The 23,987-nt window shown below is 41.0% G+C and carries 21 protein-coding genes and 1 tRNA gene; 21 read left to right on the forward strand and 1 reads right to left on the reverse strand.

Features of this window, described 5'->3' with window-relative positions:
* Positions 1-88 precede the first annotated feature (88 nt).
* The 12 genes from MKY45_RS00385 to MKY45_RS00440 all read left to right on the forward strand — a co-directional run bounded on the left by MKY45_RS00385 (position 89) and on the right by MKY45_RS00440 (position 11,615).
* Entirely contained in the window at positions 89-727 is a 639-nt protein-coding gene (locus MKY45_RS00385) for a 50S ribosomal protein L25/general stress protein Ctc (RefSeq protein ID WP_042528571.1), read from the forward strand.
* Positions 728-848: 121 nt separating this feature from the next.
* Positions 849-1,412, forward strand: a complete 564-nt coding sequence (pth, locus tag MKY45_RS00390) for an aminoacyl-tRNA hydrolase (protein WP_042528570.1) — start codon at positions 849-851, stop codon at positions 1,410-1,412.
* A 175-nt stretch (positions 1,413-1,587) separates the two neighbouring features.
* On the forward strand, positions 1,588-1,818 hold the full coding sequence (locus MKY45_RS00395) for an anti-sigma-F factor Fin (protein ID WP_042535602.1): 231 nt from the start codon (positions 1,588-1,590) through the stop codon (positions 1,816-1,818).
* 149 nt (positions 1,819-1,967) lie between these two features.
* Positions 1,968-5,486, forward strand: coding sequence for a transcription-repair coupling factor (mfd, locus tag MKY45_RS00400; protein WP_256705459.1), 3,519 nt, complete (start codon positions 1,968-1,970; stop codon positions 5,484-5,486).
* 240 nt (positions 5,487-5,726) lie between these two features.
* Positions 5,727-6,260, forward strand: a complete 534-nt coding sequence (spoVT, locus tag MKY45_RS00405) for a stage V sporulation protein T (protein WP_042528568.1) — start codon at positions 5,727-5,729, stop codon at positions 6,258-6,260.
* Positions 6,261-6,419: 159 nt separating this feature from the next.
* Positions 6,420-8,033: a putative polysaccharide biosynthesis protein gene (locus MKY45_RS00410; RefSeq protein WP_256705460.1), complete on the forward strand. Its 1,614-nt coding sequence runs from the start codon at positions 6,420-6,422 to the stop codon at positions 8,031-8,033.
* Positions 8,030-9,502: a nucleoside triphosphate pyrophosphohydrolase gene (gene mazG / locus MKY45_RS00415; protein WP_256705461.1), complete on the forward strand. Its 1,473-nt coding sequence runs from the start codon at positions 8,030-8,032 to the stop codon at positions 9,500-9,502. Before MKY45_RS00410 ends, mazG begins: the two co-directional genes overlap by 4 nt.
* Complete coding sequence (locus tag MKY45_RS00420) at positions 9,499-9,759, forward strand: RNA-binding S4 domain-containing protein (protein WP_042528566.1); 261 nt, start codon at positions 9,499-9,501, stop codon at positions 9,757-9,759. Before mazG ends, MKY45_RS00420 begins: the two co-directional genes overlap by 4 nt.
* Before the next feature lie 61 nt (positions 9,760-9,820).
* Positions 9,821-10,123 carry a sporulation protein YabP gene (gene yabP, locus MKY45_RS00425; protein WP_042528565.1) on the forward strand — a complete coding sequence of 101 codons (303 nt, stop codon included), beginning with the start codon at positions 9,821-9,823 and terminating at the stop codon, positions 10,121-10,123.
* Complete coding sequence (gene yabQ / locus MKY45_RS00430; RefSeq protein ID WP_042528564.1) at positions 10,120-10,710, forward strand: spore cortex biosynthesis protein YabQ; 591 nt, start codon at positions 10,120-10,122, stop codon at positions 10,708-10,710. The genes yabP and yabQ overlap by 4 nt, the downstream gene beginning before the upstream one ends.
* Before the next feature lie 55 nt (positions 10,711-10,765).
* On the forward strand, positions 10,766-11,146 hold the full coding sequence (locus MKY45_RS00435) for an FtsB family cell division protein (protein ID WP_042528563.1): 381 nt from the start codon (positions 10,766-10,768) through the stop codon (positions 11,144-11,146).
* A 70-nt stretch (positions 11,147-11,216) separates the two neighbouring features.
* Entirely contained in the window at positions 11,217-11,615 is a 399-nt protein-coding gene (locus MKY45_RS00440; protein ID WP_042528562.1) for a S1 domain-containing RNA-binding protein, read from the forward strand.
* A 189-nt stretch (positions 11,616-11,804) separates the two neighbouring features.
* Here the strand turns inward: MKY45_RS00440 and MKY45_RS00445 are convergent.
* Positions 11,805-11,878 (reverse strand) — tRNA-Met (locus MKY45_RS00445).
* Positions 11,879-12,332: 454 nt separating this feature from the next.
* Here MKY45_RS00445 and spoIIE point away from each other — a divergent pair.
* The 9 genes from spoIIE to cysK all read left to right on the forward strand — a co-directional run bounded on the left by spoIIE (position 12,333) and on the right by cysK (position 23,956).
* The gene (gene spoIIE, locus MKY45_RS00450; protein ID WP_042528561.1) at positions 12,333-14,795 is read left to right on the forward strand and encodes a stage II sporulation protein E; all 2,463 of its coding nucleotides are present in this window, start codon (positions 12,333-12,335) and stop codon (positions 14,793-14,795) included.
* Positions 14,796-14,905: 110 nt separating this feature from the next.
* Positions 14,906-15,643 (forward strand): VWA domain-containing protein, encoded by a 738-nt coding sequence (locus MKY45_RS00455; protein ID WP_042528560.1) that lies wholly within the window; start codon positions 14,906-14,908, stop codon positions 15,641-15,643.
* The gene (locus MKY45_RS00460; protein ID WP_193065214.1) at positions 15,606-16,547 is read left to right on the forward strand and encodes a serine/threonine protein kinase; all 942 of its coding nucleotides are present in this window, start codon (positions 15,606-15,608) and stop codon (positions 16,545-16,547) included. The genes MKY45_RS00455 and MKY45_RS00460 overlap by 38 nt, the downstream gene beginning before the upstream one ends.
* A 159-nt stretch (positions 16,548-16,706) precedes the next feature.
* On the forward strand, positions 16,707-18,089 hold the full coding sequence (gene tilS, locus MKY45_RS00465) for a tRNA lysidine(34) synthetase TilS (RefSeq protein ID WP_341172377.1): 1,383 nt from the start codon (positions 16,707-16,709) through the stop codon (positions 18,087-18,089).
* A gap of 21 nt (positions 18,090-18,110) precedes the next feature.
* Positions 18,111-18,665, forward strand: coding sequence for a hypoxanthine phosphoribosyltransferase (gene hpt, locus MKY45_RS00470; RefSeq protein ID WP_445667618.1), 555 nt, complete (start codon positions 18,111-18,113; stop codon positions 18,663-18,665).
* A gap of 308 nt (positions 18,666-18,973) precedes the next feature.
* Positions 18,974-21,028 carry an ATP-dependent zinc metalloprotease FtsH gene (gene ftsH / locus MKY45_RS00475; RefSeq protein ID WP_193065216.1) on the forward strand — a complete coding sequence of 685 codons (2,055 nt, stop codon included), beginning with the start codon at positions 18,974-18,976 and terminating at the stop codon, positions 21,026-21,028.
* Positions 21,029-21,175: 147 nt separating this feature from the next.
* Positions 21,176-21,946: a type III pantothenate kinase gene (locus tag MKY45_RS00480; protein ID WP_042528555.1), complete on the forward strand. Its 771-nt coding sequence runs from the start codon at positions 21,176-21,178 to the stop codon at positions 21,944-21,946.
* 17 nt (positions 21,947-21,963) lie between these two features.
* Positions 21,964-22,836: an Hsp33 family molecular chaperone HslO gene (gene hslO, locus MKY45_RS00485; protein ID WP_042535596.1), complete on the forward strand. Its 873-nt coding sequence runs from the start codon at positions 21,964-21,966 to the stop codon at positions 22,834-22,836.
* A gap of 190 nt (positions 22,837-23,026) precedes the next feature.
* A complete protein-coding gene (gene cysK / locus MKY45_RS00490) occupies positions 23,027-23,956 on the forward strand; it encodes a cysteine synthase A (protein WP_193065217.1) in 930 nt (309 codons plus the stop codon).
* The last annotated feature ends 31 nt before the right edge of the window (positions 23,957-23,987 follow it).

The following is a 23,987-nucleotide window of genomic DNA, read 5'->3' on the forward strand; positions in this document are numbered from 1 at the left end:
TTTATTTTATTGAGAAAAAGAAATAATGCAACATATGCAGTAACAATGTTTCATATTATTTTTTTAATCAACTTGGAGGGTGATACGAATGGCAGTAAAATTAAACGCAAAAAAAAGAGAAGATCTTGCAAAATCAGTAACAAGCGAAATTAGAAAAAGCGGTAGAATTCCAGCGGTCGTCTATGGAAAGGACAAAGACGCGAAGACAATTTCTGTAGATAGCGTTGATTTAGTGAAAACCGTTCGGGATGAAGGACGAAATGCAATCATTTCACTTCAAGTCGAAGGCGGCGACACGGTAGATGTGATGCTGCATGATTATCAAATAGATCCGATAAAAGATGATTTGCTTCACGCCGATTTCTATATCGTAAATATGTCTGAAGAAATGGACGTTGATGTTTCTGTTCGCCTTGATGGTGAATCAAAAGGTGAAAAAGAAGGCGGCGTACTACAGCAGCCGTTTTATGAAATTCAAGTCCGTGCAAAACCAAAAGATATTCCTGAGGAAATCGTGGTAGATGTCTCTGACCTGGATGTGAACGAAAGCTTATCTATTTCTGATTTGAAAGTAACTGGAAACTATGAGTTTTTAGATGATCCAGATACGACAATCGCTTCCGTTGTTCCTCCAACTACAGAAGAAGATTTAGAAACAGACACAGAAGCAGATGAAAATGCAGAACCGGAAGTCATTAAAGAAAAATCTGACTCAGAGGAAGAGTAATTTTTAAGTTAACAATATAGAAGTAATACCTCCCTTCTTTACGCATACAATACTGGTATGCGTAAAGAAGGGTTATTGCGTTTAACAGAAATTGTGGACAGGGAAAAGTGAGGGTATGGTGATGAAGTTAATTGTTGGGCTAGGAAACCCTGGAAGGAAATATAAGAAGACGCGTCATAATATTGGCTTCCGTACGATTGATGCGCTGTTAGATCGTCATGGATGGAAGCTGAATAACTCGAAATTTCACGGGGATTATGCCATTGAACATTTCAATGGAGAAAAGATTGTATTATTACAGCCGCAAACCTATATGAATTTGTCAGGCGAGTCCATTCGGCCGCTGATGGATTATTATGATATAGAGACAGAAGACGTGATCGTTATTTATGATGATCTTGATTTGCCGACAGGGAAAATCAGGTTACGGCAAAAGGGCGGCCATGGCGGTCATAATGGAGTTCGTTCCACAATTGAACATTTAGGAACAAAAGAATTTAAACGAATACGTTTAGGGGTAGGAAGACCGGTAAATGCAACTCCTGTCGTAGATTATGTATTAGGGAAGTTTCCCAAAGATGAAAAAGAAGCGGTTGAACAAAGTGTTCAAGATGCAGCTGATGCTATTGAAGCGTGGATAGAAGGCAAACCTTTTGTAGAAGTGATGAATGATTTTAATCAATAAAGCATACCTTTGGTTTGAAGGGGAAGTTCCATTCATCCACCTTTTTGAGTGGGAAATGGAAGCAGGGTATATTCTTATTCCTCTCGGTTAAAACTAAATGAAAAGTGCAGATATCCTTTCTGAGCAAGGAATAGGCTGCGCTCTAAATTTTTGTATTTTAATCGAGGTGAATGAGATGGTTATCTACTATGGTTGTCGACATTGCGGAAAAGAGCTGGGTGTGCTGCAGCATACAGAAATGGATATAACCTTACGATTCCTTGAACTTCTGGAGGAAAAGGATTTAGCAGAAATGATAGTCTCTGAAAAAGATGGCTATTTCCGCTTAGAAGTCATTTGTGAATACTGTCAGCAGGCTCTTGATATGCATCCTGATTATCATGAATTGGACCATTTTTTACAATAGCCTGAATGGATTCCGGTCTGATGATTATTTTCTGGATAGACCTATGACCGTATATACCATTTTCTTAAAAATAAAATATATTTTATCGACTATTTTCACGCACAATGCGCGTTTTTAAAATACTTTAACAATTTAGAGGGGAAATACGAATGAAAGCAATTCATAATTATTTAAAATCACAGGAAGATATTCAGTCGATTATGGATGGATTGCTGGCAGGCATGAAGGAGCAGATGGTTGCCGGCTTAAGCGGCTCTGCTAGAAGCCTGCTCTTATCCACCATACATCAATCCATGAATCGTCCTTTATTAATTGTTACCCATCAGCTCGCTCAGGCACAGCAGCTGTATGATGATTTAGCAGAGCTGGCAAATGAGGAGGGGGTATATCTTTATCCTGTCAACGAGTTAATAGCCTCCGAAATGGCTGTAGCGAGCCCTGAATTGCGCGCTCAGCGGATTGAAGCATTAACTGCTTGGACACAGAAAGATAAAGGGATACTAATCGCTCCTGTTGCAGCATTAAAAAGAATGCTGCCGCCAAAAGCATATTGGAATAAATATCAGCTTCTATTTCAAACAGGAAAAGACATTGAGGTAGAGGCCTATCTGCGTTCCTTGGTGGAAATGGGCTATGAAGGCGCCTCAATGGTTACCGCCCCTGGTGAATTTAGCCAGCGGGGAGGAATTATTGATATTTATCCAATTACGGAGGAGCATCCAATCCGGATTGAGCTATTTGATGAAGAGGTAGATTCTATCCGCTATTTTGATGCGGAGTCACAGCGTTCTTTAGACAAAGTAGAAGAGGTAATAATCCACCCTGCTACAGAATTATTGATAGATAAACAAGAAATGGTGAAAGTAGCAGAACGGCTAGAGGATGCCCTTTCAGATACATTGAAAAAAGTCAAAAAACCTTCTGATCAAGAAGAGCTTGTGGAGGTTATTGAACAAGATATTGAACAATTTAAACAATTAAACCGTTTCCAGGGGATGTATAAATACATTGGCTATTTATATGACGAGCCAGCTAGTTTGTTAGACTATTTGCCGCGGAATGGGGTTGTCTTTTTTGATGAAATGAGCCGTATTCAGGAAACGGCGACCAATTTAGATCATGAAGAGCTGGAATGGTATACGGGGCTGCTGGAAGGAAATAAAATGGTCCAGGGCAGTCAATTTTCTTTTGGATGGAATACATTGATAGACGGTATTTCCCATTCTCGTGTATATATGTCTGTGTTTATGCGGCATATTCCAAATACGAACCCGCAAAATATTATTAATCTATCGACACGAACGATGCAGGAATTTCATGGGCAGATGCCTTTATTTAAAAATGAATTAAAGCGCTGGGAAAAGGGAGATTACTCGGTTGTTATTCTGACACCAAATGAACAGCGCGCAGAAAAAGTACATTCTATTTTAGAAGATTATGATATTGAAACACAGGTGGAAAAAGAATTAAAACTGCCGATACAAAAGCCGACCGTTATCGTGGGGCAGTTGCATTCGGGAATTGAATTCCCGATGCATAAGCTGGCGATTATCACCGAAAATGAATTGTTCAAGCAGCGCACGAAGCGTTCTAGAAAACAGCCAAAGATTACGAATGCAGAGCGCATTAAGAATTATCAAGAGCTCAAGGTCGGCGATTATGTAGTTCATGCAAATCATGGTGTCGGGAAATATCTCGGGATTGAAACGTTAGAAGTTAACAAACTGCATAAGGATTATATGCTGATCCGTTACTCTGGAGACGATAAGCTGTTCGTGCCAATTGATCAAATTGATTTAGTTCAGAAATTTGTCGGTTCTGAAGGAAAGGAACCGAAGCTATATAAATTAGGCGGTACGGAATGGACAAAGGTAAAACGCAAAGTTCAGCGATCTGTGGAAGACATTGCTGATGATTTAATCAAGTTATATTCGGAGCGTGAATCCCGGCAAGGCTACGCTTTCTCACCAGATTCTGAATTACAGCGTGAATTTGAAGCGTCCTTTGCCTACCAGGAGACAGAGGATCAACTGCGGTGTATCACAGAAATCAAAGAGGATATGGAAAAAGTAAAACCAATGGACCGCTTGCTCTGTGGGGACGTTGGTTACGGGAAAACAGAGGTTGCTATCCGTGCTGCTTTCAAAGCAGTGGCAGATGGAAAGCAGGTTGCTATTCTGGTGCCGACAACGATTCTGGCACAGCAGCATTATGAGACAATTCGCGAAAGATTCCAGGATTACCCGGTAAACATTGGTTTATTAAGCCGTTTCCGCACGCGTAAGCAATCCAATGAAACGGTAAAAGGGCTGGAAGATGGAAATATGGATATTGTTGTAGGGACACATCGTCTGTTATCAAAGGATGTAAAATACAAGGATTTAGGCTTGCTTGTTGTCGATGAGGAACAGCGGTTTGGTGTGAAGCACAAGGAAAAAATCAAACAGCTGAAGACCAATGTCGATGTTTTAACGCTGACAGCAACGCCTATTCCAAGAACACTTCATATGTCCATGCTGGGAGTAAGGGATCTATCTGTTATTGAAACCCCCCCTGAAAACAGATTTCCGATTCAAACCTATGTGATGGAATATAATCCATCCTTTATTCGGGAAGCTGTTGATCGGGAAATGTCCAGAGGGGGGCAGGTTTTCTTCCTGCATAACAGAGTAGAAAATATTGAGAAAACAGCCCGCGATATTGGCATGCTTGTACCAAATGCCAAGGTAGCCATTGCGCATGGACAAATGAATGAATCCGAACTGGAGAATGTTATTTTCGGTTTCATAGAAGGGGAATTTGATATTTTAGTCAGTACGACCATTATTGAAACAGGGGTGGACATCCCGAATGTGAATACTTTGATTGTCAATCATGCCGATCGTATGGGGCTGAGCCAGCTTTACCAATTAAGAGGCCGTGTCGGGCGTTCTAATCGTGTAGCTTATGCTTATTTCACGTATCAGCGTGATAAGGTATTAACAGAGGTGGCTGAGAAACGATTGCAGGCCATTAAAGAATTTACAGAGCTCGGCTCTGGATTTAAGATTGCGATGCGCGATTTGTCTATTCGCGGTGCTGGAAATTTACTCGGCGCACAGCAGCACGGATTTATTGATTCAGTTGGGTTTGATATGTATTCTCAAATGCTGAAGGATGCAATCGATGCCCGCAAAGAAGGAAAAGAAGTAGAAGATATTAAGCCGTTTGAACCGGAGATTTCATTAAAAATCGATGCATATATTCCGGATGAATACTTGAATGATGAGAAACAGAAAATTGAAATGTATAAGCAATTCCAAAACGTGGATAGCCCGGAAGCAGTCCAGGATTTAAGAGACGAATTAATTGACCGCTTCGGAGATTATCCTGCAGAAGTCGAAAATTTATTCACGGTAAGCATTATGAGAATGCATGCGAAGAAACAGCGTGTGCAATCCATTACAGAAGCGCCGCAAAAAATCACGATGCTGCTCGATGAAGAAAGAAGTCAGGAAATTGATGGCTCTAAATTATTTGAAGCGGCGAATCAATTTGATCGTCAAGTCAGTCTGGGCACCGAAAATCAAAACTTAAAAGCAGGTATTAAATGGAGCAAAGACAAGGCTTATAAACGGCACGATACCGTTATTGAATTCATTAAAAAATTAAGCGATGTGAATCGTTAAAGATATGATAAACCAGTGAAAAGCTGCTTTCTTACGAAAAGAGAGCAGCTTTTTTTATGCGAAGAACACGGCTGGAGCGGAGGGTTTTCCTATACATTCCAAATAAAATAACAAAAATTTCAATTGGAATGTATAGTTATCTCTGGTTGTTTAATACTATAACAACAACCGGTGATGAATCATGGAAGGAAGTCCTTCCATCCAGGTCAGAATCGTCATTTAGAAAGGGAGGATACTTAGATGAAAGCAACAGGAATCGTACGACGTATCGATGATTTAGGAAGAGTAGTGGTGCCAAAAGAAATTCGGAGAACCTTGCGTATTCGTGAAGGAGACCCCCTCGAAATTTTCGTTGACCGGGAAGGAGAGGTTATTTTAAAGAAATATTCCCCAATCAGTGAACTGGGTCATTTTGCGAAAGAATATGCGGAGGCATTGTTTCAATCCTTGCAAGCACCGGTTATTATCACTGACCGGGATGAAATTATTGCTGTAGCAGGAGAATCTAAAAAAGAGTACTTGAATAAATCGCTGAGCGGTAAGATTACTGACATTATTGAAGGACGATCGCCTGTTTATGAAGGGGATAAGTCCCAGATGGAAATTGTAGATGGAAATGAACAGGAGCTGCACTCTTATTCGATTCATCCGATTATTGCCAATGGCGACCCCATCGGCTGTGTAATGATTTTTTCGAAAGAAGATAAACTGAGCAAGGTAGAACAGAAGGCGGCAGAGACGGCATCTGTTTTCCTGGCGAAACAAATGGAATAGACCATACTTTTACTATTATTTTTTCTAGAAGAAGCTTTCTCTAGGTTACCTCCAATCTAGAAGACAGGCTTCTTTTTTTCTTGATTTTTCTTAGCAACGTGCTTCTCTCCCTGATATGATATACTGAGAGAAATTCATTTGGAAAAGGAAAAATTTATCATGTCAGATAATGAAACAAGCCGGCTGGTTAAAGGTGCGGTGGTACTGAGTATCGCTGGTTTGATAAGTAAAGTGCTTAGTGCTGTTTATCGTATTGTATTGCAAAACTTAACAGGGGATATCGGCTTTTATATGTATCAGCAGCTCTATCCATTATTGGGAATTGCTACGATGCTTGCATTGTACGGGTTCCCTTCTGCTATTTCCTCGCTAACAGCAACGGAGCTGGAAAAAGGAAGAGCGCTGTCCTGGAGAGGATTCTATCGGCCAATCCTTTTTATTCTTGGGAGCTTTCATCTCTTGCTTATTGCAATCGTGTATTTTACAGCTCCATTATTAGCCCGATTAGCTGGGGATGAGCGTTTTGTTGGTTTATATCAAGTTACAGCCGCCGTGTTCCTGATTGTTCCTGTACTGGCTTTATTCCGGGGGATACAGCAGGGAAAGTATGAGATGGCTCCTACTGCATTTTCGCAAATCGGAGAACAATTTATTCGTGTAGGGACCATTATTGCCGGAGCGCTGCTGGTCAGCCAAGGTATTTTTCAAATTGATGCCATTGGAACGACGGCCGTGCTTGCATCCTTGCTGGGAGGAGTCAGTGCGCTTGTTGTGCTGGTGTGCTTTTATTATAAAAATCGAAAGCATTCCCCTGCAGACGTTAAAGCATTTTCTTTGGAGGAAGCTGTCCCATGGAAAAAATATGTGAAAACCTTGCTTTTATTTGGGGTAGCTGCGGCGATGAATCATATGACACTTTTATTCATGCAGTTAGCAGATGCTTTTACATTTGTGCCGAGATTGATGGCAAGCGGAGCAGCAGAGATAGCTGCTAAAGAAATGAAAGGCGTGTTTGACCGGGGGCAGCCGCTGATTCAGGTGGCGACCATCATTGGTTCGTCCATTGCTTTAGCGATTATACCGGCGATTAATTATCAGAAATTAAAAAAACAACGGGAGCAAGTAATGAATTATATTCAAACAGCCATGCATGTTGGTATTTTTATCGCCATAGGTGCTGTTTTAGGGCTATTTATTATTTTCCCGGAGGTCAACCAGCTGCTTTATAAAAATATGCAGGGTACGAGCGAATTAAGATTATTGATTATAGCTATCGGCATGTCTACCATTTCGATTATCGGCGCATCGATTTTGCAAAGCTTGGGGATGATTGTGCGAACAGCTGTATTTATCGGTATTTCCTTTGTAGTGAAGGTAGGCAGCAACCTGATTCTTATTCCGCATTTTGAGGTATATGGCGCGAGTATAGCAACGATTTTAAGTCTCAGTGTGTTATTATTGCTTGTAGGAATCGAGTTATATCGAAAATTGCCAAGCGTGTCATTATATCGTTCAATGTCATGGAAAAGCTTGGCTGCAGCGAGCTTATCGATGGTTATATACCTTTTGGTGATGCAGAGAATGTTTTCTGCACTTGTGATAGATATAAGGCTGCTGCTGCTGATATATGTTCTTTTTATTTCGGTATCAGGCGCAGGTTTATTCCTCTTTGTATTGCTAAAAACAGGCGGATTAACCGAAGCACAAATTCGTATTTTACCAAAATCAGCGTACCTGTTACGTATTTATCATAAAGGGAGGAAAAAACCTTGAAGCAAATAGAGGTTATTGGATTGGGCGCAGGAGATATAGAGCAGCTCCCGCTCGGTATATATAGAAAATTAACGCAAGCACAGCAAACGATTTATGCAAGAACTAATGATCATCCCGTTATCAAAGTGCTGGAAGCAGAGAGAGTCTCTTTTACTTCTTTTGATACGCTTTATGAAGAAGAAGAGCAGTTTGATACGGTATATGCCCGTATTACAGCACAGCTTGTAGAAGCTGCTAAAACAAGTGAGGACACCGTTATCTACGCTGTTCCCGGCCATCCTATGCTGGCAGAGAAAACCGTTCAGCTTCTATTGGAGCAGAACGAGGTCGAGGTATTGATTGCAGGCGGGCAAAGCTATTTAGATGACTTATTTACTGCCATGCAAATTGATCCTATTGAAGGATTTCAATTTGTAGACGGAACAGATTTCAGACGTGATCAGCTTCATTTCGGTAATCATTTATTTGTTTGTCAGGTATATGACATGTTCATTGCCTCCGAGGTCAAGCTGACTTTATTGGAGGATTTGCCGCCTGCTTATGAGGTTTATATTGTGGAAGCGGCTGGCAGCAGGGCGGAAAAAATTGAAAAAGTTCGTTTAGAAGAATTGGATCACCGGATGGAAATCAGCAATTTGACTACGCTATATATCCCTCCGGTTCCAAAAGGATATCTGCACCATACCTTCCCGTTCTTACGTGAAGTGATGGCGATTTTGCGCGGACCTGATGGCTGCCCGTGGGATAAGAAGCAGACGCATGAATCCTTGCGTCATCATACGATTGAAGAGGTCTATGAGCTGATTGAAGCGATTGATGAAGAAGATGATGACCATATTGTCGAGGAGCTTGGTGATTTGTTGATGCATATTTTATTGCATAGTCAAATTGGCGAGGACAATGGTTATTTTACGATAGATGATGTAATTCAGTCGATTTCGGATAAAATGATTTACCGCCATCCGCATGTTTTTGGGGGAGCAACAGCAGATACTGAGGAAACAGTGTTAGAGAACTGGGAAGAGCTCAAAAAACAGGAAAAAGGAAAAGAGAGGGAATCCGTGCTGGACGGTATTCCCGTACATCTTCCTGCTTTAGCTAAAGCATATAAGCTTGTGTCCAAAGCAGGGAAAGTCGGCTTTGAATGGAGTCATGTAGACGAAGTATGGGAGAAATTGAAGGAAGAGATCGATGAAGTTATCGAAGCTGTTCAGGATAAAGATTTGACGGATGTGGAAGAGGAGCTGGGAGATGTATTATTTGTCTTAGCGAATATTTCCAGATACTATAAAGTCAATCCTGAGGTTGCGCTGGAGCGTGCCAACCGGAAATTTATCAGCCGATTTCAATATATAGAAAACAAGCTTGAAGAAAAGAGGCAGAGTCCTGAAACAGCTTCTCTGCAGGAAATGGATGCTTATTGGGAAGAAGCGAAGAAAAATCAAGCGGTGAGAGGAGAAGAAAGATGAGATTAGATAAATTTTTAAAAATATCCCGAATCATTAAACGCCGTACATTAGCTAAAGAAGTAGCAGACCAAGGAAGAATCACTGTAAATGGAAACGCAGCGAAGGCTTCTTCCGTCCTTTCTGAAGGGGATGAGCTTGTTATTCGATTTGGCCAGAAATTGGTTACGGTAAAAGTAAATTCACTGCGGGAAAATGTCCGTAAAGATGAAGCAGATACCCTTTACACCATTGTGAAAGAAGAAAAAATAGAGCAGTAAAAATATAGTTCTATACTTGTCCCTCCCATCATAAATTATTAACGATAGGGAGGGTTTTTATATGAATTATTATGAGAATAAAGATGTAAGAAATCATGTTGAACTAGAGCATACCGTAAAAATAGACAAACGAAAAAACCTTGAAATTACGGGCGTCAAAGAAGTGGACAGCTTTGATAATGAAGCATTCCTTTTAGAAACGGTGATGGGATACTTGATTATCCGCGGACAGAATCTGCAATTGAAGAATTTAGATGTGACAGAAGGTATTGTCACCATTAAAGGAAAAATATACGAGCTTTCCTATGTAGATGATCAGCAGCAGGAGAAAGCTAAAGGGTTCTTTAGCAAGATATTCCGATGACGTTATCTACGCAATTTTTAACACTTATCACGATGATTATAAGTGGGTTTTATCTAGGTGTTGTCCAGGAAACCTTCCGGCGCTTCACGATTTATTGGAAGGGACGATTATTTTTAACTTATTTTTTAGAAATATTATTTTGGATGACCCAGGCCGGCATTTTATTTTATATATTATATCGTGTCAACCAAGGAGAGCTCAGGATTTATATTGTGTTAGCGTGTCTCTTTGGTTTTTCTATTTACCAGGCCTTGGCGAAGCAGCTGTATAAAAAATTATTAGAGCATATGATTCGTGTTTTTAAAGCAATTTATCGGGGTATAGAAAAAATAATAAATTTCTTGCTTATTTCTCCTTTGCAGTGGATATTCTTGACGTTCTATCGTATGATAAAGGCAATTCTGATGGGAGTTTTCAAAATAATAACATGGCTGTGTCTATTTTTATTTACTCCTTTCCGGTGGATAGGGAAAGGGCTTTTTCGCCTTTGTCCACAATCTATTCAAAATTTCTTTCTGCAAATAGCAGGATTTTATAGTAAAATGAAGAATATAGTTTATAAATACGTGTTTAAAAAATATGATTAAGTGGATTTTTTAAGCATCCCAAAATGGATTCAGTCTTATCGAAGGAGGTAAAGCTGTGGAGGAAAGAAAGAAGAAAGTAACAAAGCTTCAATCTAAATCCGTGCACCAGTACGATGCGTACATAGAGCGGCAGAATAGAAAAAAACAGCGTCTTACCAGACGGTTGGTACTGTATGCATTAGTTGTAGCGGTTATCGTAGGAAGTATGTCCATCTATCATTTTAATCAGCGGGCAACAAAGGCAGACAAAATGGAAGAATACGAACAGTTAGAACAGCAGCTTGCAGATTTAGAGCAGCAAGAATCAGATTTAAATCATGAAATCGAACTCCTGCAGGATGAAGAATATGTTCTTGAGATTGCCAGAACTAATTATTTCTTCTCAAATGAAGGAGAACTTATATTTAAATTACCGGATGAAGACCCGTCATATTGACACTTTTTATTTTGATTAATATACTATATATTGAAGAACATTTAATCTTTTAAGGAGGAGCATTTCTTTTATGTCAATTGAAGTAGGCAGCAAGCTGCAAGGAAAGGTAACCGGAATCACTAATTTTGGAGCTTTTGTGGAGTTAGAAGAGGGTAAAACAGGTCTCGTTCATATTAGTGAGGTTGCTGACAACTATGTTAAAGATATTAATGAGCATTTAACAGTTGGAGACGAAGTAACAGTTAAAGTCATTAATGTCGAAAAGGATGGCAAAATCGGCCTGTCCATCAGAAAGGCGAAAGATCGCCCGCAACAAGCACGTCCAAAAAGTCAAAAGAGTCAAAAAGAACGCACAGAGAACTTCGAGTCCAAAATGAATCGTTTCCTGAAGGATTCCGAGGATCGTTTAGCCTCTTTGAAGAAGCACACAGAATCCAAGCGCGGAGGACGGGGTGCCAGAAGAGGATAGTAGTTGCTGTCTATTAATAATGCTCTATGGATAAATAAAAAAGCAGGGACGCTGGTTCCTGCTTTTTTTTAACATGTAGCGAGGATTTCTCCTCCTGTCAACATATGGAATGATGAAATCAATTTATTTCGTTTACACAAAAAAACTCATCTCTTTATTTAAAGAAATGAGTTTTTTTATTATTTAGGATAGCGGCGGAGGGGATCGAACCCACGACCTCACGGGTATGAACCGTACGCTCTCGCCAGCTGAGCTACGCCGCCAAGTGAAATCAACAAGAAAAATCATACAACAGACAGCATAAACTGTCAATAGTTTCTCTATAATTTTTTGAAGCTTATTTTAAAATTCTTCCGGATATGATTCCTGCGAACTAAAAAATCCGCGTTTACTTCCTTAATTTCGAAAAGTTCGGTTATCTTGTCGAGGTTATAAAAAAGAACCGCATTTCCCCTCACTTTTTCTACAAATGATGTAGCGATGTTTAAAAAAATGCGGAGGTTTAAAATGAAGTAAAATCCCGTATATGATTTGCAAAGCAACGTACCCTCTGCTTTTTTAATGAAACTGGATGAATATCCTAAGGTACACCCTTTTTGTAAAACGATGGTAACTTCCCAAGATTACGTCGAACGATTTTTATAAACTGCCATGTTTTTTTGACAAAAAAAGAAAGCAACCTATGTTTTACTAGTTGGAAAGATGGGAGTGGATAAAATGATAGGTTCAATTCCAAGGGTGGAATCGGGAAGCATTACAATCGAGAAAGCAAGTAAAAAGAGAAAATGGAGAGAACAGATTACTGCGAAGGTCAACCATATATTGATCGCACAGGGCTGGTTATTCTATATTACAGGCTTTTTATTAGGACGAGCTGTCATCCTGCAGACAGTATCTCCATTTGCTGTGGCCTTCATTGCGAGCATGTGGCTTGTCCATCGGGAAAAATCCTTCCGGTCGATGATAGCTGTTATATTAGGGGCGCTGACTTACTCGATGCAGCATGTAGCTTATATTTTTATTGCTTTTATTTTATTTATCTTTATCTCGGCAGCAACAAAATCTTTAAAGCATCAACAGTGGATGCTGCCCATTACTGTCTTTTTTGCAACCAGTCTGCCGAGAATGTTTTTATATTCTCTCCAGGGCACCATATCATCCTTTGAATGGATGATGCTGGCCGTTGAAGGAGTCCTTGGGGCAATCCTTGTACTTATATTTATGCAAAGTATTCCGTTATTATCACCAAAACGATATAAACCCACCTTAAAAAGTGAAGAAATTGTCTGCTTGATTATTCTGATTGCCTCGGTATTAACAGGGTTTATCGGCTGGGAGGTGTACGGCGCATCCTTAGAGCATGTTTTTTCAAGGTATTTTGTTTTGGTGTTTGCCTTTATTGGAGGTGCTGCTATTGGTTCTACGGTGGGCGTGGTGGCAGGAATGATCTTGTCATTAGCCAATGTGGTTAACCTCTATCAAATGAGTCTGCTTGCATTTTCAGGTGTGCTTGGAGGACTGCTGAAGGAAGGAAGGAAACCGGGAACAGCGGTGGGGCTTTTGATTGGGACAGGACTCATCGGTGTTTATGGGGAGAGTGTTGCTTTATTGCCGTCGTTAACGGAATCACTTATGGCTGTGCTGCTATTTTTGATGACACCGGCATCCTGGCTGGAGCAAATTGCCCGTTATATTCCGGGAACAGAAGCATATACAAATGAACAGGAGCAGTACTCGCAAAAGGTCCGAAATGTTACTGCCAAACGCGTGGAACAATTTTCCGATGTCTTTCAGGCGTTATCCAAAAGCTTTGCCGTGACAGACAGGACATTAAGTGATGAAAAAAGGGACGAGAAGCGAGATACCGATTACTTTTTAAGCCAGGTAACGGAAAAAACATGTCAGGACTGCTTTTTAAAGAATAAATGCTGGCAGAAGGAATTTGATAAAACCTATTCGCTGATGGAGACGATGAAGCAGAATATTACCGCCGGGCAGGAGCCCCACCGAAATGTCGTGAAGGAATTTGAGAATCATTGTGTGCGATCGCGCCAGGTCAAGGAGGCAATGCAGTCAGAAATGAGCTTCTATGAGGCGAACCAACAGCTGAGACAGCAGGTGACAGAAAGTAAGCGCTTAGTTTCTGACCAGCTTCAGGGCGTTTCTGATGTAATGAATGATTTTGCTAAAGAAATATTAAAAGAACGGCAGCATCATGAACTGCAGGAATCGCAAATTATTCAAGCTTTGAAACAGATGGGGATCGAATTAGTCCGTTTAGATATTTATCACTTAGAGAAGGGAAATGTAGATATTGAACTAACGACAAGTTTCTACGAATATCATGGGGAAGGGGAAAAATTAATTGCTCCGGTTCTTTCGGAGCTGCTCGATGAGATGATTGTGGTAAGGAATGAGGACATTTCTTCTTTCCCTTATGGATACAGCCACTTCGTCTTTGGATCAGCAAGGGATTTTGAGGTGGAGACAGGGGCGGCCAATGCAGCAAAAGGAGGGGGGCTTGTATCTGGTGACAGCTTTACGACCATTGAGCTGGGCGCAGGGAAATTTGCAATGGCTATCAGCGATGGGATGGGGAATGGAAAGCGTGCAAAGGAAGAAAGTACAGAGACATTACGTTTACTGCAGCAAATTTTGCAGACTGGGATACGGGAAAAGGTAGCAATCAAAACAATTAATTCGATTCTTGCTTTGCGTACCACGGATGAGATGTTTGCAACGCTTGATTTAGCAGTGGTGGATCTGCATAATGCATCTGCTGAATTTTTAAAAATTGGTTCGACTCCAAGCTTTGTCCGCAGAGGGAATTCCATGATAAAAATAGAGGCCAGCAATTTGCCGATGGGGATTATTCAGGAATTTGATGTAGATATTGTCAGTGAGCAGCTAAAGCCGAATGATTTATTAATCATGATGAGTGACGGCATTTTTGACGGCCCGAAAGACGTGGAAAACATTGATATTTGGATTAAACGGAAAATCAAAGAGATGGATACGGAGGATCCGCAGGAAATTGCTGATTTATTATTAGAAGAGGTGATTCGAACCAGATCGGGGGATATTCATGATGACATGACCGTATTGGTTGCTAAAGTAAAGAAAAATACACCGAAATGGGCTAATGTTCCAGTCCGGCAAGAGAAGCTGCTCTCGATGTAGAGCACGCTCAGCTGTATGCTTCTTTCTCTCAAGCCAATCTGCCAAATATACGTATACAGAAAGCATTATTTGGTGATGATGGTAATGGAAGATGAGGAGGTATACATGAAATGAACGCAGGAACATTAAAACAAATTTTGCTATTAACCGATGGCTGCTCCAATAAAGGCGAAAGCCCTGCAACGGTAGCCGGTTTAGCAAACCAACAGGGAATCACAGTGAATGTCATTGGTATATTAGACGATGATCAGACGGAACAGCCAGAGGGTCTTCAGGAAGTGGAGGATATCGCTGTATCTGGCGGCGGAGTCAGTCAAATTGTCTATAGTGAACGTTTATCTCAAACGGTGCAAATGGTAACCAGACAGGCAATGACACAAACATTGCAGGGATTTGTCAATAAAGAATTGCGCAGCATTTTAGGAAAAGATCAGTCGATGGAAGAGCTGGATCCGGAAAAACGCGGTGAAATCATGGAAGTGGTAGAGGACTTAGGAGAAACCAGCGATTTAGAGGTGGTGGTGCTAGTCGACAGCAGTGCGAGCATGCGTGATAAATTAGAAACAGTCAAGGAGGCGTTGTTTGACTTATCTATGAGCTTGAATGCACGAGTTGGAAAAAACCGCTTTTGTATTTACCGGTTTCCTGGCAGGCGGAACGATATTGAGCTTGTGCTTGATTGGTCGCCGAGGCTGGATGGGATTTCCAAGGTTTTTCCGAAATTAACAAGCGGAGGAATCACCCCGACCGGGCCGGCATTACGAGCAGCAATGTACCAATTTAGCAAAAAGCAGCTACGGAGGAATTCGGATGAAGAACCATTCGACATGGAAGAAACCGGCTATTAGGTTACATTCTCAGCAAAAGATAACAGGGAAGTGGCATCAAAAATCCTATACCGTTGTGAGAAAAATTGGCGAAGGTGCAATTGGAGCTGTGTATCTCTGCATGCATCATGGACGGCCGGTTGCTTTGAAAATAAGCGAACAGGATACGGCTGTAACGGTAGAAGTCAATGTGCTCAAAGCATTGAAAAAGGTTCAAGGATATCGCCTTGGACCTTCTTTGTTGGATGTCGATGATTGGAGAGCACCAGGCGGCAGGGTGTATTCCTTTTATGTGATGGAGTATATGGAGGGGCAGACATTAGGTGCGTTTATTCAGGCGAGAGGCAAGAAGTGGCTGGGCGTATTGATGGTTCAGCTGTTAGAGGATTTAGACCAGCTTCATCAGGCAGGCTGGACCTTTGGCGATTTAAAAACAGATAATATTCTTGTGGAATCGAATCCGCCAAGAATCAGACTGGTTGATGTAGGCGGCACAACAAGGATGGGGCGTTCTATTAAAGAATATACAGAGTTTTTTGATCGCGGCTATTGGGGGCTTGGAACGCGCAAGGCAGAGCCAAGCTATGATTTATTTGCGGTTGCGATGGTGTTTCTCCATATCTATTATCCGAGACGCTTTGACCGGATAGCGGGGGAATCCTCTGAAAAGCTGCTTGAGAAAAAGTTGTATCGGGCCAACGACCTGCAGCTCCTGCATCCATTTTTAAAGAAGGCACTAAAAGGAAAGTATTCTACCGCAACAGAAATGAAAAAAGATGTAATGGGCAAGATAAAACAGGTACAGCACAAGCGCAGCCAATATCGAAAAAAAACGCAGCAAAAAAAAGTATATCCTGTGAAAGAATCCTTTAGTATTTCTCTGGCAGCCTCTGTTTTTTGGATTATTTCTTTGTTATTGCCTTAAACTGAAAAAAGATCGTCTGAAAATATGCTTTTTTGCATCCTCTCTTTTGAACCGTTCCTCAAAAAGGAGTATGATAGAAGTATAGTTAAAATACGGTTTTTTTCTAATTTTATCCTAACCGTATAGGGAGCCAGAACCGATGGATGGAGGAGGAATGAGATGGAGCAGGAAGTGTGTGCATTTATCAGAAGGCACCGCCTAATTCAAAAGCATGCAACGGTTCTTGTCGGCGTTTCAGGAGGACCGGATTCGATTGCGCTATTACATTTCTTGAACAACATTTCATCCAAATGGGAATTAAGCCTTATAGCAGTGACCATAGATCATCAGCTGCGTAACGGAGATTCTGCCGACGATTGTCAATTTGTGAAAGATACTTGTCAGGAATGGGGAATACCCTGCGTGGAAAGAATGGTGGACGTCAGACAATATCAAAAGGAAAAGGGTGTCAGTGAAGAGGTTGCTGCACGTGAATTACGCTATGGTGTTTACTTGGATCTGATGCATGAGAAAAAAGCTGAACTGCTTGCTCTTGGACATCACGCCGATGATCAAATTGAAACGATGGTTATGCGAATGGTAAGAATGGCGACCTCAAATGCTTTAAAAGGGATTCCCGTGCGGCGTGATTTTGCCGGCGGTGAAATTATCCGTCCTTTATTAGGGGTGACAAAGAATAACATCCTGGCTTATTTGGAAAAATATCAATTGAGCTATCAGGTCGATAAAACGAACGCGGATGATACGTATACGAGAAATTATTACCGGAAAAACGTCGTCCCGCTGCTGAAGGAGAAAAATCCGCGTATCGCAGACACCATTCAGACGCTCAGCGAAACGTTAGTCCAGGACGAACAATACTTGCAGGAGCAGGCGAAGGAAATGGTAGAAAAAGTGGCGGAATTTCGGGAAGATACAAGGGAAATTTGTTTTGCAGCAGAAGCGTTTTCAGAGCTTCCTCAGGCTTTACAAAGACGGGCCTTTCATCTAATATTAAACTATCTATATGGAACCTTGCCTAAAGACCTATCTTATATCCACGAAGTAAACTTTTTTGACCTGTTGAGACGCCGAAATGGAAGTACAAGTATTGATTTTCCGTTAAGGCTCCGTGTGACAAATATATATGGGAAGATTTATCTGCAATTTGGTCATCAATCATCCGTAAAGTCAGCTCAACCCTCTTTATTGCCAGTTCCAGGTGAAACGGTGCTGTCTGATGGCACAAAGATTGAGGCTGCCATTATCAAAGAAGCCCCGGCAGAGGATGAAGCAACCTTTGTTTTTCCGCTAGATTCGATTTCATTACCACTACATATCCGAGTAAGAAGAGCGGGAGATCGTATGTCTGTAAGGGGACTAAATGGTTCAAAAAAGCTGAAGGATATTTTTATAGATGCGAAGATACCCCAAAATCTGCGGGATAATTGGCCGATAATAGTGGATGATAAAGAGGAGATCCTGTGGGTCGTCGGTCTAAAAAAAGCGGAGACTGCACAAAATGGTAAAGGAATGAATATAAAACTGAAAATTAGCTCATGACGCTGATTAGGAGGAGAAAAAATGGCGCAGGAAACAATTCATAATGAGATTGAAAAAATCTTGGTAAGCGAGGAAGAAATTCAAAAAAAATGCAAGGAGCTCGGTGCAATATTAACAGAAGAATACGAGGGCAAATTTCCCTTGGCTATTGGCGTGTTAAAAGGTGCATTGCCGTTTATGTCAGATATTCTTCGGCATACAGAAATCCATTTAGAAATGGATTTTATGGATGTATCCAGCTATGACGGCGGCACATCCTCCACAGGAGAAGTAAAAATCCTGAAGGACTTGAATACAAAAGTAGAGGGCCGCGATTTAATTATTGTTGAGGACATTATTGACAGCGGACTGACATTGAACTACTTAGTAGACCTGTTTAAATATCGTAAAGCAAATTCCATTAAGATCGTGACACTTCTTAATAAACCGGCTGGAAGAACAGCAGATATTAAAGCAGATTTAATTGGTTTTGAAGTTCCGGATGAATTTGTTGTCGGCTACGGTTTAGATTATGCAGAAAAATATCGAAACCTTTCGTATATCGGTGTTCTTAAGCCAGAAATTTATGGCGGCTGATGGAGAAAATGAAAAGGAAGAAGCCGCGCTTGGGAAGGGACAGGCTGTAAAAGAAAGCCCGCATAAAATAGATTTTTTACTTTGCGGGCAATGCATGTATTTGAAAAATCATCTTGGACGATATCATCCGGGTTTTTGCAATAATTTCTTTCATACATGCGGATGTTCCAAGCGTATGATTATATTTATCGGATTTCTTAAACATTCCAAAAAAATAATTCGTCAAAAATGGTTAAATTATTTGTATAAAGCGATTTTACTATGATACGATTTACTATAGTTTTTCCCCATTTGGGAGGAGGTAAGCAATGAATCAGATATTTCGTAAGGTCTTCGTATGGATGCTCTTATTTATAATCATTATTGGTGTAATCGGAGTATTTAACAATCCAAGTGAAGATCAGGAGCAGTATGATGTACAGCAATTTATGAATGCTTTAAATAATGGTGAGATTAAAGAACTGACCTTTCAGCCGTCACATGGTATCATCCGTTTGACGGGTACATTAATGGACGATGAGACAGAATTTGTTGCTCAGGTACCGGATAATGAAGCACTTGTTTCACAAATTACAAATAGTGCAAGCGAGCAAAGTGAATTAACGGTGGAAGAGGAAGAGCAGCCTAGTCCTTGGCTCACATTCTTAACTGGAATTATTCCATTCTTATTGATTGGTCTATTCTTACTATTCATTCTTAGCCAGGCGCAAGGCGGCGGTGGCGGCGGCCGTGTGATGAACTTCGGTAAGAGTAAGGCAAAAATGTACTCTGAAGATAAGAAAAAAGTCCGCTTTAAAGATGTCGCTGGTGCCGATGAAGAGAAACAAGAGCTTGTCGAGGTTGTGGAATTCTTAAAAGACCCGCGCAAATTCTCACAAGTAGGCGCACGTATTCCAAAAGGTGTACTTCTTGTCGGACCTCCAGGTACTGGTAAAACTTTATTAGCAAAAGCAGTTGCTGGTGAAGCGGGAACACCATTTTTCTCTATCAGTGGTTCTGATTTCGTAGAGATGTTCGTTGGTGTCGGTGCGTCCCGTGTCCGTGACTTATTTGAAAATGCGAAGAAAAATTCGCCATGTATCATCTTTATTGATGAGATTGATGCAGTCGGCCGTCAGCGTGGAGCGGGTCTTGGCGGTGGACATGATGAACGTGAGCAAACATTAAACCAGCTATTGGTGGAAATGGATGGATTTGGAGCGAATGAAGGTATTATCATGATCGCTGCAACAAACCGTGCTGATATTCTTGACCCGGCCCTATTGCGTCCAGGACGTTTTGACAGGCAGATTATGGTAGATCGTCCAGATGTCAAAGGCCGTGAAGCGGTTCTTGGTGTTCACGCTCAAAATAAACCGTTGGAAGATACAGTAGATTTAAAAACGATTGCTATGCGTACACCAGGCTTTTCAGGTGCGGATTTAGAGAACTTACTCAATGAAGCAGCATTAATTGCAGCAAGAGCTGACCGTAAGAAAATCAGTCAGCTGGATATCGATGAAGCCATTGACCGTGTGATTGCGGGACCTGCGAAGAAAAGCAGAGTTATTTCTGAAAAAGAAAGAAATATCGTTGCTTATCATGAGAGTGGTCATACCGTTATCGGGATGGTTCTTGATGATGCAGATGTGGTTCACAAAGTTACCATCGTTCCTCGTGGCCAAGCCGGCGGTTATGCGGTGATGCTTCCAAGGGAAGACCGTTACTTCATGACAAAACCAGAGCTGTTTGATAAAATCACCGGTTTACTGGGCGGACGTGTTGCAGAAGAAATCATTTTTGGCGAAGTGAGTACAGGTGCTTCGAATGACTTCCAGCGTGCAACAGGTATTGCGCATAAGATGATAACCGAATTCGGTATGAGTGATAAGATTGGTCCGCTTCAATTCAGCAGCGGCGGTGGCGGGAATGTATTCCTTGGCCGAGACATTCAAAATGAACAGACCTATTCGGATGCGATTGCACAGGATATCGATAAGGAAATGCAAAATTTCATTAATTACTGTTATGACCGTGCAAAACGTATTCTTACAGAGCATAGAGAGCAATTAGAATTGCTTGCAAAAACATTATTAGAAGTAGAAACACTCGATGCGAAACAAATCAAGTCTCTTTTTGAAAATGGAACGCTTCCTGAACCGGAAGAGGATTCAGATGATGTGAAGGTAAGCATCCATTCGAAGGAAGAAAAAGAGGATGAGGATAAAAAAGGTCTTTCTTTTGAAGAAGCAAAAGAAAGAGCGGAAAAGAAATCCGACTCTTATATTAACGACCCGATTATGGGCGGTGGTTCTGAAGAAAAAGAAACAGATCACACGGATGATAATAAGGAAGATGACTCCGATTCTGATCGTAAAAACTAAAGGATTGGAAAAGATATAGAAAGGAAGCAGCCAAAGGAATAGAAAGGCTGCTTCTTTTTGTTCATTGGACGGATGCTTTTTTGGTTTTTCCTGAAAAGAAGTATGTTATATTAAATTTTAGAGAAACAAAGGAAGGTATGGTGACAGATGTTATTTGTTCTTGATGTAGGGAATACCAATACAGTTCTGGGTGTTTTTGATAATGATAAATTAATTCATCACTGGCGGATAAAAACCGACCGGTATAAAACAGAAGATGAATTTGGCATGCTTGTCCATTCTTTATTTGAATATAAAGGTGTTCATTTTAAGGAAATCACCGGGGTGATTATTTCTTCCGTTGTACCGCCTATTATGTTTGCGTTAGAAAAAATGAGCCGCGATTATTTTGATATAGAACCTGTGGTTATCGGGAAAACTTCTTATGATAAGCTAATTAAGATGAATTATCCAAATCCGTCTGAAGTTGGGGCGGACCGGATTGTTAATGCTATAGCAGGTATTGAAAAATACGGAGCACCGCTAATCATCATTGATTTTGGGACAGCGACAACTTACTGCTATGTGGATGAAGAAGCAAGGTACGCTGGCGGGATTATTACCCCGGGTGTAAATATTTCGATGGAGGCGCTGAACACAAGAGCTTCGAAGCTGCCGAAAATTGAGATTCAGAAACCGCAGCGTGTGATTGGTTCTTCTACTGTTGAGGCAATGACATCTGGTGTATTTTACGGGTACATTGGTCAAATTGATGGGCTGGTCAAACGAATACAACAAGAAAAAGGGACAAACTCAACGGTTATCGCAACGGGTGGTTTGTCTAAACTTATTGCACATGAATCAGAAACCATAGATGCTGTCGAGCCCTATCTCACGTTGAATGGGCTGTATCTTATTTATAAAAAGTATTATCAATAAACGGAGGAATGATGATGGTGAAGGATTATTTAATTAAAGCGACAACCTATGATGGCATGATCCGAGCATATGCTATTACGTCGACAGAAACAGTGGAGGAAGCTCGCCGGAGACAGGATACATGGGCAACAGCTTCTGCAGCACTTGGACGTACCATAACGGTAACAGCAATGATGGGAGCAATGTTAAAAGGGGACGACTCCGTTACCGTAAAAGTAATGGGAAATGGACCAACTGGAGCTATTGTTGCTGATGGAGATGGTAAAGGTCACGTCCGCGGCTATGTTACAAACCCGCATGTCGATTTTGATTTAAATGATAAAGGAAAGCTGGATGTGGCTAGAGCAGTCGGGACAGAGGGGAATCTGAGCGTTATCAAGGATTTAGGGATGAAAGACTATTTCACCGGTGAAACACCGATTGTTTCTGGAGAAATAAGTGAAGATTTCACGTATTATTTTGCAACCTCTGAACAGGTTCCATCCGCAGTAGGCGCAGGGGTTCTGGTTAACCCGGACTTGAGTATTTTAGCGGCAGGCGGTTTTATCGTACAAGTAATGCCAGGAGCGGATGAAGCGGTGATTGAACGGCTGGAAGACCGTATTCAGTCTTTCCCTGCTATTTCTACGCTGATCCGGGAAGGAAAAACACCAGAAGAAATTCTATATACCTTGTTTGACGAAGAAAATGTAAATATATTGGAGAAAATGCCAATTGAATTTCAATGCAAATGTTCGAAAGAGAGACTTGCTAATGCTATCATTGGGTTAGGTAATGAAGAAATCCAGCTAATGATCGATGAAGATCACGGAGCAGAAGCAACCTGCCATTTTTGTAATGAACACTACCATTTTACAGAAGAAGAGCTAGAAGAACTTAAGCAATCATAGGTGGTACATTGATAAAAATGGAAACATGACGAGCTGCTTTGGATGCAGCTAAAATCGGACGACAAATTCGTATATTGCTTTTAGATTAGAAAAATAGGCGTTTTTTTCGCATTTAGGATTGACATTTTCTTAAGAAAGCAATACATTATATATAAATCATATAAAAATACTTGGTATTAGGAGGAGTTATATGACAGTTGTTAATAATATTGCAGGTTTAATTGGAGGAACACCGATTGTAAAGCTTCATAATGTAGCGGATGAGAACAGTGCAGATGTATATGTTAAATTAGAATTTATGAATCCGGGAAGCTCGGTGAAAGACCGCATTGCAGCTGCGATGGTAGAAGCTGCAGAGAATGCAGGTGAATTAAAACCAGGTGACACCATCATTGAACCAACCAGCGGAAATACCGGGATTGGTTTGGCAATGGTTGCTACTGCTAAAGGATATCAGGCGATTCTGGTTATGCCGGATACAATGAGTCAAGAACGTCGTAATTTATTGAAGGCGTATGGAGCGAAGTTAGTTTTAACTCCAGGAGCTGAAGGAATGAAGGGTGCCATTGCCAAAGCGAAGGAATTACAAGAGGAAAATGGCTATTTCATGCCACAGCAATTTAATAATCCAGCTAACCCTGAAATTCATGCAAAAACAACTGGTAAAGAAATTGTAGAGCAGATGTCAGATGGATTAGATGCTTTTATTTCCGGTATTGGTACCGGTGGAACGATTACTGGTGCTGGAAAAGTGCTGAGAGAGCATTTTGACGGCATTAAAATTTATGCTGTTGAGCCAAAGGATTCCCCGGTGCTTTCAGGTGGAAATCCTGGACCTCATAAAATTCAGGGAATTGGCGCAGGCTTCAAACCAGAAGTGCTTGATACATCAATTTATGATGAGGTACTTCCGATCGGAAATGAAGAATCCTTTGAAACAGCGCGTAAAGTTGCTACTACAAATGGAATTCTGGGAGGAATTTCTTCTGGAGCAGCGGTTGCTGCAGCACTAAAAGTAGCGAAAGACTTAGGAAAAGGAAAGAAGGTTCTTGCAGTCCTTCCTGATAACGGAGAGCGTTACCTATCTACAGCGCTGTATCAATTTGAAGACGAAAAATAAATCTCGGAATGTAAAAGGAATCAGCCGTATT

It is taken from the genome of Oceanobacillus sp. FSL K6-0251, from assembly GCF_038004725.1.
Lineage (GTDB): Bacteria > Bacillota > Bacilli > Bacillales > Amphibacillaceae > Oceanobacillus > Oceanobacillus oncorhynchi.